Annotated in this window: 13 protein-coding genes; all 13 read left to right on the forward strand. The window is 26.9% G+C overall.

The genetic code is table 11. From position 1 onward, the window contains the following. Window positions 1–18 precede the first annotated feature (18 nt). The gene (locus BLS00_RS02685; protein ID WP_091402607.1) at window positions 19–747 is read left to right on the forward strand and encodes a response regulator transcription factor; all 729 of its coding nucleotides are present in this window, start codon (window positions 19–21) and stop codon (window positions 745–747) included. Window positions 748–816: 69 nt separating this feature from the next. After that, window positions 817–2,106, forward strand: coding sequence for a sensor histidine kinase (locus tag BLS00_RS02690; protein WP_091402608.1), 1,290 nt, complete (start codon window positions 817–819; stop codon window positions 2,104–2,106). Next, entirely contained in the window at window positions 2,093–3,400 is a 1,308-nt protein-coding gene (locus tag BLS00_RS02695) for a thymidine phosphorylase (protein WP_091402609.1), read from the forward strand. Before BLS00_RS02690 ends, BLS00_RS02695 begins: the two co-directional genes overlap by 14 nt. A 14-nt stretch (window positions 3,401–3,414) precedes the next feature. Continuing rightward, the gene (locus BLS00_RS02700) at window positions 3,415–5,085 is read left to right on the forward strand and encodes a phosphodiester glycosidase family protein (RefSeq protein WP_091402610.1); all 1,671 of its coding nucleotides are present in this window, start codon (window positions 3,415–3,417) and stop codon (window positions 5,083–5,085) included. Window positions 5,086–5,111: 26 nt separating this feature from the next. Next, on the forward strand, window positions 5,112–7,175 hold the full coding sequence (gene fusA / locus BLS00_RS02705) for an elongation factor G (protein WP_091402611.1): 2,064 nt from the start codon (window positions 5,112–5,114) through the stop codon (window positions 7,173–7,175). Between the two features lie 84 nt (window positions 7,176–7,259). Then, a complete protein-coding gene (locus tag BLS00_RS02710) occupies window positions 7,260–7,787 on the forward strand; it encodes a cob(I)yrinic acid a,c-diamide adenosyltransferase (RefSeq protein WP_091402612.1) in 528 nt (175 codons plus the stop codon). Continuing rightward, window positions 7,781–8,071, forward strand: coding sequence for a DUF503 family protein (locus tag BLS00_RS02715; RefSeq protein ID WP_091402613.1), 291 nt, complete (start codon window positions 7,781–7,783; stop codon window positions 8,069–8,071). Before BLS00_RS02710 ends, BLS00_RS02715 begins: the two co-directional genes overlap by 7 nt. Window positions 8,072–8,082: 11 nt before the next feature. Continuing rightward, window positions 8,083–8,673 carry a bis(5'-nucleosyl)-tetraphosphatase (symmetrical) YqeK gene (gene yqeK / locus BLS00_RS02720; RefSeq protein WP_091402614.1) on the forward strand — a complete coding sequence of 197 codons (591 nt, stop codon included), beginning with the start codon at window positions 8,083–8,085 and terminating at the stop codon, window positions 8,671–8,673. After that, complete coding sequence (locus BLS00_RS02725; RefSeq protein WP_091402615.1) at window positions 8,666–9,367, forward strand: hypothetical protein; 702 nt, start codon at window positions 8,666–8,668, stop codon at window positions 9,365–9,367. The genes yqeK and BLS00_RS02725 overlap by 8 nt, the downstream gene beginning before the upstream one ends. Window positions 9,368–9,370: 3 nt before the next feature. Then, window positions 9,371–10,525: an LCP family protein gene (locus tag BLS00_RS02730; RefSeq protein WP_091402616.1), complete on the forward strand. Its 1,155-nt coding sequence runs from the start codon at window positions 9,371–9,373 to the stop codon at window positions 10,523–10,525. Beyond that, window positions 10,518–11,597 carry an ABC transporter permease gene (locus BLS00_RS02735; protein WP_091402617.1) on the forward strand — a complete coding sequence of 360 codons (1,080 nt, stop codon included), beginning with the start codon at window positions 10,518–10,520 and terminating at the stop codon, window positions 11,595–11,597. Before BLS00_RS02730 ends, BLS00_RS02735 begins: the two co-directional genes overlap by 8 nt. Beyond that, entirely contained in the window at window positions 11,587–12,186 is a 600-nt protein-coding gene (locus BLS00_RS02740; protein ID WP_091402618.1) for an ABC transporter ATP-binding protein, read from the forward strand. Before BLS00_RS02735 ends, BLS00_RS02740 begins: the two co-directional genes overlap by 11 nt. A 14-nt stretch (window positions 12,187–12,200) precedes the next feature. Beyond that, window positions 12,201–12,650: a nucleoside-diphosphate kinase gene (ndk, locus tag BLS00_RS02745; protein ID WP_091402619.1), complete on the forward strand. Its 450-nt coding sequence runs from the start codon at window positions 12,201–12,203 to the stop codon at window positions 12,648–12,650.

Genomic DNA, 12,650 nt, shown 5'->3' on the forward strand with positions numbered 1-12,650 from the left:
CAAAAGGGGGGAATTATTATGGCAAAGAAAACTATTATGATAGTTGAAGATGATCCTGCAATTTCTGAAATGCTATCAATTAATCTTTCAAAAGAAGGATATGATGTATTATCAGCAGGTTCAGCAGATGAAGCTCTTAAGGTAGTTGAAGAAAAAGATGTAGACTTTTTCATTGTAGATATAATGTTACCTGGTTCTATGGATGGATTTGATTTAATAAGAATTATTAAAAGTAACGAGAATCACAAAGCAACTCCGGTATTAATATTAAGTGCTAAAGATGATGCTGCCGATAAAGTTGCTGGATTAGAATTAGGTAGTGATGACTATGTTACAAAACCATTCAATGTAAGAGAGTTGTTAGCAAGAATTAAAAGTATTTTTAGAAGACAAACTACAGCTTCACAGATGAAAGAAGAAGGCCCAAAGAAAATATCTGCAAAAGACTTAGTAATTGATACAGAAAGATTGGAGGTTTGGGTTAGAGGAGAATTAGTTAGTTTAACTCCATTAGAATTTGATCTTTTAGTATTCCTTGCAAAAAATGAAGGTAAAGTATTTAACAGAGATGTTCTTTTAGATAAATTATGGGGTTATGATTACTATGGAGATACCAGAACAGTTGATGTGCACATAAGAAGATTAAGAACAAAAATTGAAGAAGATCCTTCAAATCCAAAATATATTATAACCGTAAGAGGTAAAGGATATAAGTTTAGAGATCCAGGAAAAGATAAAAACGATTAATATAAATTATTAAAGCGGCAGATTTTTTTCTGTCGCTTTTTTTCAATTGTCATTTTTAGAGGTGATATAATGATAATTTATACCATTTTAACAATTGTTTTAATTATACTTACGCTTGCTTTTATTTATTATTATTTTAGTATGAGAAATATAAAAGGTAATTATAAAAAGCTAAAAAAAGAAATTTCCAAAACAGTCCAAGTAAACATAAATAATCCATCTGACGACTTTTTATTACATCAATTGAATAATACTATAAAAAAGCTAAAGAATAACTATGAATCAGAAAAAAACCGTAGAAGAAATATATATTCTATTTTAGACTCTTTAAACGAGGGTGTGATTTTAGTTTCTTTATATGAAGGAGATTTAATCAAGGTTGACTTTGCAAATACGTCTTCAAGAAAAATATTTACTATAGAAGATTATATTGGTAGGTCTCTCGCAGAGATTGTTGACTCTCACAATTTGATAGATTTAATATTAAAGAGTTACAAAAGGAATGAAGAACTTCAAGAAGAAATACTTTTTTATTCACCGGAAAAAAGATACTATAATTGTACAGTAAAATCGCCTTCAATAGATGAAAAATACAAAATAATAATTTTAACCGATATAACAAGAGAGAAAAACTTTGAATCATTAAGAAAAGAATTTTTTACTATAATGTCTCATGAATTAAGAACGCCTTTGACTGTTATAAATGGTTATGTAGAAAATTTACTGATGGATGAATCGATTGATAAATATTACAAAAAAATGTTAAATATAATTGAAGATGAAACTGCCAGGCTTACAAGATTGGTAAATGATTTATTGGATTTAGGAAGGTTGGAAAAAAATATCAATACAGAGATGTCAATGGAGAAAGTAAATATTTCAAATATTGCTACCAAATCCTATAATTTTTTCTCAATGTTAGCCAATGAAATGGATATAAACTTAATTTCTGAAATAGAAGAAGATATATACATAAAAGCTAATGATGACAGAATTTTACAAGTCATTTATAATTTATTAGATAATGCTTTGAAGTTTACGTCTTTAAAGAAATCAACTAAAAAAAATGTTTGGATTAGACTTTATCAAGAGAAAAATGAAGAAAAAAATGAGGTTGTCTTAGAAATCGAAGATGATGGAATTGGGATCCCCTCAAAAGAAATACAAAAAATTTACGATATGTTTTATAGAGTTGATAAATCAAGGACTAGACAAATTGGTGGGTTTGGATTAGGTCTTTATATAGTTAAAACCATATTAGATAAGCATAATGCAAGAATTTATTTGGAAAGTGAAGAAAACAACGGCACTTTATTTAAAATAAATTTTAAAGGAGGAAATGCTAATGAGAGCGTATGATGTAATAATGAAAAAAAGAAATGGATTAGAAAATACAAAAGAAGAAGTTGAATTCATGATTAATAACTATGTTTCAGGAGAACTAAAAGATTATCAAATGGCAGCATGGTTGATGGCAGTATACTTTAATCACATGACTGATGAAGAAAGATATAATCTCACAATAGCTATGTTAAACAGTGGAGATAGAGTCTCTTTAAAAGACATTAAAGGGAAAAAAATAGATAAGCATTCGACAGGTGGAGTTGGTGACAAAACAACAATAGCATTAGCACCAATGGTAGCATCTTTAGGATTATCAGTTTCAAAATTATCTGGTAGAGGATTAGGACACACAGGCGGTACAATTGATAAGCTTGAATCTATACCGGGCTATAAAACTGCTTTGAGTACTGAAGAATTTATAGATATTGCAAATAAAACTGGTATTGCAATTGCAGGCCAAACGGCAAATATTGCACCTGCAGATAAAAAAATTTACGCTTTGAGAGATCTTACTGCAACTGTTGACGAAATATCTTTAATTGCTTCGAGTATAATGAGTAAAAAATTAGCTATTGATTCTGATGGAATAATACTTGATGTAAAAGCCGGAACAGGTGCTTTTATGAAAGATATACAAGATGCTAAGACACTTGCAGAGTCAATGGTTAGTATAGGGAAAATGAATGGTAAAAATATGAAAGCTTTAGTTACCAATATGAACCAACCTTTGGGAATGAAAGTAGGAAATGCATTAGAAGTTTACGAAGCAATTGAAACAGTAAAAGGTAAAGGGCCAAATGATTTTCAAGAACTTTGCGTTGAGTTAGCTTGCTATATGGCAGAGTTATCTGAAGAAATGAGTTATGAAGAAGCTAAGGAAAAATTGAATAAAAACATTGAAAATGGTACTGTAGCAAAAAAAATGAAAGAATGGATTAGTGCTCAAGGTGGCAATTCAGAAGTTGTAGACGATCCAAATTTACTAACTATATCTAAAAATAAAAAAGAAATATATGCAGAAAATGATGGATATATTTTTAATTTTGATACTGAAAAAATTGGTATAGCTTCTATGATGTTAGGAGCAGGAAGAGCAACTAAAGAAGACGTAATTGATCTTAGCGTTGGCTTAGAAGTTCATGTTAAGCTTGGTGATAAAATAAAAAAAGGTGATAAAATTGTAACGCTTTATTATTCTGACAATTCTGATTTAAAAGAATCCGAAAAGACAATTAAAAATGCTATAAAAATTTCTGATAAAAAACCAGATGAATTTATTGTCAAAACTATTTATGAAATAATTGACTAAGGGGGAAGGGTGTTTTGAATAAGTTATTATTTATATTATTAACTATATTAACTACAATTACAGTATTCTCTGATGCATATTTATTAACAAAACCATCAACTCCTTTAGAATTTAAAACAATTAAAAAATCAAGTGAATTTTTTGTGAATTCTAATATTTTTGAATCTGATAATATTTCAAAAAATTCAAACAATAATATATTTTTTTATGTCTATAATCAAAAAATATTAGAGATAAATTTAAAAAATCAATATTCTAAAATAGATTTTAATAAAAAATATGAAAATTCAATTTTAGAATCAGAAGGTGAAGTTTATATCAGAAAAGATGTTATAGAAAATTTTTTATTCCTAAAATCTTATGAAACTGTTCAGAATTTATATTTTTTTGATCAAATGCCTTTAATTAAAGACATAGTATTCACAAATAACAAATTTGAAATTGAGTTTGATAGAACAATTCATGATTCAATGTTTAATATAAATGAAGTTAATTCGTCAATTATTCTTTCAATTAAACCGGTACTTGATATAAAATTTATACCTTCTAATTTAAATTATACTTACGATAGAGGCCAAATATATTTAAAATTTAATGATATTCCAAATTATGAAAAATCAATAAAAGGACCCCGTTTTACTTTAGATTTTAACTATTCTGAAAAATTCATGCCCGTTAAAGAAATAAATAATAATTATAAAGGCTTAGAATATGATCAGGGAAAATATTTAGTTTCAGGCAATGAAATACAGGTTTATAGCCTTAAGATAGATCCGTCAAAATATGATTTTCAGATAGGTCTCAATAATTTAGGTAACTCAAAAACAGTAAAATCTTATTTTGAAGATAACCAAGATATAATTGCGTCTATAAATGCATCTTTTTTTGATGTGAAAACATTGGAACCTTTGGGTAATATAATTGTTAATGGAGAAATCCAACATCTTAGCGCCTATTCGAGGCCAGCCTTTTTTATCAATAAAAATGGCAAAATGAACATAGATTATGTAAAGTTAGAATATAAAGTGAATTTAGATGGAATGCTTTTTTGGGTTAAATCAGTTAATTCCAAATGGAAAGCAGAAGTAAAAATTTATACCAGCAAATACAAGGGCGAAATAGAAGAGTCTTTTGAAGAATATCTTTTCTTTGTTATAGAAGACTCAGAAATAAAAAAGATTAATTCTAAGGATTATTCAGAATCTCAAAAACTATTAATAATAAGCAAAAAATATGAAAAATATCTACAAGAAATAAAAGTAGGATCGGACGTAACCTTTGATATAACTTATAGTGAAAATATAGAATCAAGTATAAAAACTCTTGTAGAAGGCGGACCTATTTTATTGAATGATGAATATAGTGAAGAAATGTTATTAGAAGAAAAAAGAGCATATTCTAATGGGATTATTTATGGTAAATCCCCCAGGACAGCATTTGCAATTGATAATGAAAATATGGTAACATTTATTGTGGTTGAAGGTTACGTTGATGAAAATTTAGGTTTAAATTATGATGGGATGAAAGAATTATTAGACTTAATGGGAAATTATAAAAAAGCAATCATGTTCGATGGGGGAGGATCATCACTTTTCTATTACGATGGGAAAATAATGAATAACGGGAGTGAAAGATTAAGAGATTATATTCCTGTATTTATAAATATCTATCCTGTAGATAAATAAAAATATGTTACTGGAGGTGGGGAATTATGGGGAAGTTTAATACTACCCAAAAAAGAGTTATAGGCGTATTTGGACATCATGCATGCGGTAAAACAACTTTAATGGATGCTATTTTAAAAGACTATGCTGGTGCAGACAGAATAGGACAAAAATATTTAGATAAAGAACCCATAGAAAAAGAAAAAGGAGCAACATATTCTAATCATGTGGTAACTGTAGATTATGAAGATTTACGTGTAAATTTTATCGATACTCCAGGTTCAGCAGAATTTTTAGGAGATATTGAAATTGCTCTTCATTCAGTAGATAATGTATTGATAGTTGTAAATGCACATGCAGGAGTTGAAGTATCAACAGAAAGAATTTGGAATGTAGCGAGAGAAATGAACAAGCCTGTTTTATTTTTTATAAATCAGGTTGATAAAGAAGGATCTAACTTTGGTAACGTAGTTTCTCAATTAAAAGAAAAATTTGAAGATGGATTAAAAATAGTTCCTTTCCAAGTTCCTATTGGGGAAGGTGAAAAGTTTAAAGGTATTGTTAATTTACTTACAAAAAGTAGTTACATATATGAAAAAGATACATCAGGTAAATATACCGAAATTAATGATGTAGATAAAGATGCAAAAGAATATTTTGATCTTTACCATTCTGAACTGGTTGAAGATATAGTTGAATTTGATGACGAATTACTGGAAAAATATTTTGAAGGAGGAGAAGATTCTCTTTCACAAGATGATTTAATGAACGATTTACATGAAGCTTTTGATCACGATGCTATTGCACCTGTTTTAGTTGGTTCAGCTCTACAAAATATTGGGGTAGATAGATTGTTAACAGCACTAAAAAAATTTGGTATGCTTGTTTCAGAAAGAATTTTTGAAACTGAAGATGGTGCAGAGATAAAACCTGATGAAAATGGAGATTTAACTGGAATTATTATAAAAAATGATGTTGATCCTTTTGTTGGAAAATTAACTTATATAAGAATAGTTTCAGGACAATTAAAAGCTGGAGATTCATTTTATATAGTACAGCAAGAGTCAAATGAAAAAGCTTCACATCTATATATTCCAAGAAGTGATAAAAATGAAGAATTAGATGTAGCTAGTCCGGGGGATATTATTTTAATACCTAAATTGAAAAATACATTTATAGGTTCAACAATAACAAAAGGGAAAAAAGTGATTTTAAAAGAAGCTAAGTTTCCAGAACCTATGATTTCTAAATCTATTAGTCCTGAATCTAAAAATGAAATAGATAAGATCACAAATGCGCTTCAAAAACTATCCGAATCTGACCCTACCTTTACTTGGAATTTTGACTCAGAAACTGGTGAAACTGTTGTTAGTGGTATAGGTTCAACCCATTTAGAAGTTATGATGGAAAGACTTAAGAAAAATTTTGAAATTAAGATCAATATAGGTGAACCAAAAATTGCATATAGAGAAACTATTAGAACTTCTACCGAAGCAGAATATAAACATAAAAAACAAACTGGTGGTCATGGGCAATATGGGCATGTTAAAATTAGAGTAGAACCGCTTCAACGCGGAGAAGGGTATGAATTTGTAGACGAAATAGTTGGAGGAGTTATACCAAAAAGTTATATTCCTTCAGTTGATAAAGGAATACAAGAAGCTATGAAAAATGGAATCTTAGCAGGTTACCCCGTTGTTGATGTTAAAGTTACGCTATACGATGGTTCTCATCATGAAGTTGATTCTTCTGATATCGCTTTTCAAATTGCAGCAAGAGCTGCCTTTAAAGAAGCTCTTAAAATGGCAAAATCAGTGATATTAGAACCTATAATGCAAGTTGAAGTTTTTGTTCCAAATGAATATACTGGAGACGTAATGGGAGAAATTACCTCAAAGAGAGGAAGACCAATGGGAATGGAAAACTATGGGAAAGGTAATGATAAAATAAATGCAGAAATACCTTTAGCCGAAATGATGGACTTTTCTCCAAGACTTAGCTCTTTAACCTCAGGAAAAGGTTATTTTAATATGAAATTTTCTCATTATAATGAAACAAGTCCTGATATACAAGATAAAATTATAAAAGAATCTAAAGTAGAAACAGAATAAAACATATTTTAAATTAAAGAGGCATCTATAAATGCCTCTTTTTTTTTGATATAATTATATTGATAAAATAACGGGGGTGTTTTTATGTCTATATCAACTAAGAAAGGTGATAAAGGTCAAACTTCATTGTGGAGTGGAGAAAGAGTTAATAAAGATAACATAAGAGTTGAATCTTATGGAACTATAGATGAATTAAATTCTCATCTTGGAGAAGCAAAACATTATGTCAAATCCGTTTATATTAAAAACATTATTATAGATATTCAAAATGATCTATTCAAAGTTGCCGGTACATTGGCATCAAAAGAAAAACTCTATGTAAATCCTATTGAAAGTAAAGATGTAGACAGATTAGATCAAATAGTTGAAACTTTAGAAGGAAAAATTGGCTTAAAAGGTTTTGTTATTCCTGGTAATACTTTATCATCTGCTAAAATAGATGTTTGTAGAACAATATGTAGAAGAGCTGAAAGAAGAATTATAACTTTATCCAATTCAGAGAATGTCGATTTAGAATTAAGAAAGTATGTTAACAGATTATCAGATGTGCTTTTTTTGTTGGCAAGATATGAAGAGTATGTAATGGACAAAATTGTATATAAAACATGGTAAAAACATATTGTTTAAAATCAAATATAACAACAAGGATAAGAGGACTTAAAAGTCTAAAAGAAAAGAGAAGTATTGTAAAGCGAATGAAAAATATGCTCGATAAATATTACAATGCTTCCGTTATTGAAAGTGATTTTAACGATTCACACGAATTTATTTCGTTAACCTATTCTATCGTATCAAAAGATAAAGATTATCTTTTAAATGTATTAGAAAATATCGAAGAAAGAATTGAAGTTGAATATGGAGTTAGTATTTCTGAACATTTATATGATATTTTTTAAGGATGATCTAATTGAATAATAATATTATTAAAAAGGAAATAGAAGAAAAACTTATAAAACAAGTTAAAGAAACCAGATATAAACATGTAAAATCAGTTCAATCTTTTGCAAATGAATTGATTAAATCACATAAAATTAGAAATCAGAATATTATAGAAAACATAGAAATAGCTATATTATCTCATGATTTATACAGAGATTTATCAAAAGAGCAATTATTAAACTTAGCTGATAAGTATGGAATTATACCTAATGAGATAGAACAAACCTCACCTATATTATTGCATGGTAAAATTGCTGCAGAATATATACGAAAGAAATATAATGCTAATCAAAGTACATATAGAGCGGTTTATTTTCATACAGGTGGAAATGTTAACTTAGATATTATAGGGAAAATTCTTATCATATCGGATAATTTAGAAAGAAAAAGAGATTTTAAAAATGTTTCTTCTTTAAGGGAAGTATCATTTAAAAACTTAGAAGAAGGCTTTTATGAAGTTATTAAAAATAAAATGAAATATGCATTAATTAAAAATTTACCTATTTTAAAAGAAACATATATATTATATAATAAATTAAGGGGTGAAAAAGATGTCTAATATATATATAGGTGGTAAAAAGAATAAAAAAAGATCAAAATGGTGGATCTGGTTGATCCTTGTTGTAGTTGTCATTGGGGGGATTTTTTTCTACCAGTATAATAAATATAATAACAGCGATTTATTCAACTATAATAAATATACCTACGCTATAAAATACAAAGATGATGTATATTTTACAAGAATTATTAATTCAAATAGGAAGGTAATGATAGTTAAATTGACCGAAGGACTAACTTTTCCAGACACTAAAAATACATTATCTACAAAGTATTTGAATGAAAGTATAGAAACTTTTGAAAAACAATTTGAGATAGATTCTGATGTAGACTATTACTTTGAGCTTACAGAAAATTCGTTAAAAAATTTGACCTCAGAGTTTGGTTCTCAAAGTCAAGACATCGATGTTTTCTTTGATCAAATTACAGATGTTGACTTTTCTTTACTAAATATTTTTAGAATGGGCAAATATACTGAAATTATAAAAAACGACTCAAGAGATGCTATGATATCTGAAGAATCATTATATTTCTTTCTTAAAAAATTAAGCGAATATTCAATAACGGATTATGAGGATTTAAAAATCAAAAGTCAATTTGATACTCCTCTAATCATCAATACGAATGAAGGATCATTTGAAAGAAATTATGTAGAACAAGAATCATACAAAATAGTTAAAGAAAATCTTCAATAATAAATGAGAAATATCATTATAAAATCATTGGGAGTACTTCTTTCTTTTTTGATTTTGTTTAGTATTTTCTTTTCTTTGTTAAAAAATATAAATATAAGTAATAATATTAAAACACCTTATTACTTTTTAGTAATAGGGGTTGATTCTGTTGATAATTATGAATCAAGAACCGATACTATATTATTAGGAGCTATAGAAAACAATCAAATAAATTTCTATCATTTTCCAAGAGATTTATTATTAAATATTGAAGGAAAAGAAAGAAGAATTAATTCGATATATAGTATTTATGGTATAGATGAACTTCTAACTCAGGTTGAAAAAATAGCTGAAATCAATATTGATGATTATATATTTTTTAACTATGAAATATTTAAAGAAATTGGTAATATGATATCCCCAGTGAAGATAATTATTGAAGAAGATATGAACTATATTGATTATCATCAAGACCTAAAGATAGACTTTCAAAAAGGAATCAACAATTTAAATGGAGAAGAGTTATTGTCTTATATGAGGTTTAGAAATGATGCCCTGGGGGATATAGGTAGAATAGAGCGACAAAAAAAAGCTTTATATGCTATGCTTGATTCTGCTCAAAAAAAAGGTTTTAGGACTTTATTTGATATATTTGAATATGTCCAAGAAAACACTAAAAATACATTTGATCTTCAAAAAATGATGTCTCTATACTCATACGTGAGAGATGCTAATATTTTTTTTGGATCTTTACCTACTATAATAGAGGGGAATTATCTTCTAATAGATAATTCCGAAATAGATGATTTTAAAGATAAAGTTAAATTTATCAAAAAAGAGGAATCTAAGCAAGAGGTTCTTTCAGTACTTTTTACTAAGAATTATATAAATTATAATTATTCTTTTTATACTTATGTGTTTGAGCATTGGCAAAAGAAAGGATATAGAATTAAAGTATTAGATAAAAAAATAGATAATTTTGAATCTGAGAATTCTGTTGTTTTTATTAAAAATAATAATTATAAAAATAAAATTTTAAATGATTTAAAAGAGAGTTTTCCAGATAAAAAATTCATAACTATTCAAGATACAAAATTATATTTTAAACTTATAGAATTTTTAACAGATAATTTTATAGATACAACAAAATACGAAGCTTTGGTGATAATAAATGAATAAAAAAGCCATAGCTTTAAAAAAAGTTGTTATTGGATATTTCAAAAATTCAAAAAAAGACTTTAGATTTACAATGGTATCTGTTGGTGTTGCAATTTGGGGGTTATTAGTAATTTCTTCTATTATTAGTGGATTTGATAATGTGTTAATAAAATCAATAACAGATTTTTATCCTCATATTATAGTTAATGGAGACTACTCTTTTGATGAAGAACAAATTGAATATACTTATAGTATATCTTTTGAAAAAGCTCTTTTGGTTGAACCAGAATTGAAAATTATAAATATATTCAACACAACATCCTTAAAGCAATTTTCAAAAAAATTTGAAGTAAATGAATCATCAAATACGAAATATATTATGGGTAGCGGACTGAAAAAATATGTTAATGAAGATAAAGTAAGAATTTTTCGTTTAAACAATATTATTCCTAATTATGAGATTATTGATATAGACAATTATTTTAGAACAAATATTAATTCTTTTGATGAAAATTTTCTTATCAATAAAGTGGAAAATAAAAACCTTGGATATACAGCAATAGTTTTAAAAAATCCAGAAAATGCCAAAAGTTATAAAGAAAAATATTTATCTAATTATTCCAGTTTAACTTGGAAAGAATCTAATCAAACATTAACTCAAACTATTGAAATTGATAGTTTAATAAGCCTATTGATAACTATTTTTATTGTGCTGATGTCAGCGTTTTCAGTCACCAATTCGCTCACCTTTTCTTTTTTAAAAAGAAAAAGAGAAATTGGATTGTTAAAAATCACAGGTTTTAGCGAAAAAGACATTAAATATATATTCATTTTTGAATCCTTGTTAACAACGATAATCGGTTATTTTTTTGGATTAATTTTTTCTATTTTTACAGTGATATTCTTAAATTTTATTAAAATTCCTCTTCCAAAAGGGATATTTTATATCGAATATCTTCCTATAGACTTTGATTTCACAATGATGTTTATATCTTTTTTTATAACTATAATTATCGTTATTTTTATAGCATTTTTAAATTTAAACAAACTGATGAAATTTGATTATATTGAGGTTTTAAAAGATGGAGAATAACATAATCGAGGCAACAGATCTTTCTTTTTCATATGATCACCAAAAAGTATTGAAAAATATAAATATTCAAATTGAAAAAAACAAAATATTTTCCATATATGGTCCATCTGGGAGTGGTAAAACTACTTTATTGTTCATATTAGCGGAACTGATTAAAAATTATTCAGGTAAACTAAGTATAAACCATAATTTTAAAAAAGGTTTTTTATTTCAAAAGAATAACTTGTTAAATGAACTGACTATATATGATAATTTGAGAATATCTCAATTGATTAAAGGTATTGATAATGAATCAGAAATAATAAACATTATGAAAAAATTAAATGTATATCGTTTAAAAGATAGGCTCCCAAATGAACTATCAACAGGAGAACAACAAAGGATAGCATTTATAAAAAATATTATAAGTAATGATTTGATATTTTTTGACGAACCAACTTCATCTCTTGATTCAAAGAATGCTGAAGAATTGATAGATATATTAAAAAAATATTCTAATAACAAAACATACGTAATTGCAACTCATGATGAAAGAATAAAATTAATTTCAGATAAAATATTTTATCTTGAAGATGGTGTTATATTGTAAATAGGGGGATAAGTATGAAGAACGAAAGAGAATTTTTAATTATCAAACCTAATTCAATAAGAAGAGGTTTTATAGGCGAAATAATTAAAAGATTAGAAAATAGGGGTATAAAAATTATAGCAATGAAGATGATTAATATATCTGAAAAACAAGTTGAGAAATTGTATAAAATTCACAAAGAAAAAGAATTTTATAAGTCTCTTAAAGAATTTATGTTATCTGGCCCAGTAGTAGTTATGGTAGTTGAAGCCCCAAGAGCAATAGAAATGGTTAGACACATTATAGGCAATACAGACCCTCTCAAAGCTTCTCCTGGAAGTATAAGAGGAGATTACGGATTAACAGTTCAAAAGAATATAGTTCATGCTTCTGATAGTATTGAAAATGCAAATTCAGAAATATCCATATTTTTTGAAGAAAATGAAATATTAAAATATGAATTGGACGGACAAAATGATTTATAG

This window comes from Geotoga petraea (assembly GCF_900102615.1).
GTDB classification, from domain to species: domain Bacteria; phylum Thermotogota; class Thermotogae; order Petrotogales; family Petrotogaceae; genus Geotoga; species Geotoga petraea.

Excerpts from the sequence above, each read along its gene's own strand:
- BLS00_RS02685 (WP_091402607.1), top strand. The coding sequence starts at position 19 with ATGGCAAAGAAAACTATTATGATAGTTGAAGATGATCCTGCAATTTCT.
- BLS00_RS02690 (WP_091402608.1), top strand. The coding sequence starts at position 817 with ATGATAATTTATACCATTTTAACAATTGTTTTAATTATACTTACGCTT.
- BLS00_RS02695 (WP_091402609.1), top strand. The coding sequence starts at position 2,093 with ATGAGAGCGTATGATGTAATAATGAAAAAAAGAAATGGATTAGAAAAT.
- fusA (WP_091402611.1), top strand. The coding sequence starts at position 5,112 with ATGGGGAAGTTTAATACTACCCAAAAAAGAGTTATAGGCGTATTTGGA.
- BLS00_RS02710 (WP_091402612.1), top strand. The coding sequence starts at position 7,260 with ATGTCTATATCAACTAAGAAAGGTGATAAAGGTCAAACTTCATTGTGG.
- BLS00_RS02715 (WP_091402613.1), top strand. The coding sequence starts at position 7,781 with ATGGTAAAAACATATTGTTTAAAATCAAATATAACAACAAGGATAAGA.
- BLS00_RS02725 (WP_091402615.1), top strand. The coding sequence starts at position 8,666 with ATGTCTAATATATATATAGGTGGTAAAAAGAATAAAAAAAGATCAAAA.
- BLS00_RS02730 (WP_091402616.1), top strand. The coding sequence starts at position 9,371 with ATGAGAAATATCATTATAAAATCATTGGGAGTACTTCTTTCTTTTTTG.
- BLS00_RS02735 (WP_091402617.1), top strand. The coding sequence starts at position 10,518 with ATGAATAAAAAAGCCATAGCTTTAAAAAAAGTTGTTATTGGATATTTC.
- BLS00_RS02740 (WP_091402618.1), top strand. The coding sequence starts at position 11,587 with ATGGAGAATAACATAATCGAGGCAACAGATCTTTCTTTTTCATATGAT.
- ndk (WP_091402619.1), top strand. The coding sequence starts at position 12,201 with ATGAAGAACGAAAGAGAATTTTTAATTATCAAACCTAATTCAATAAGA.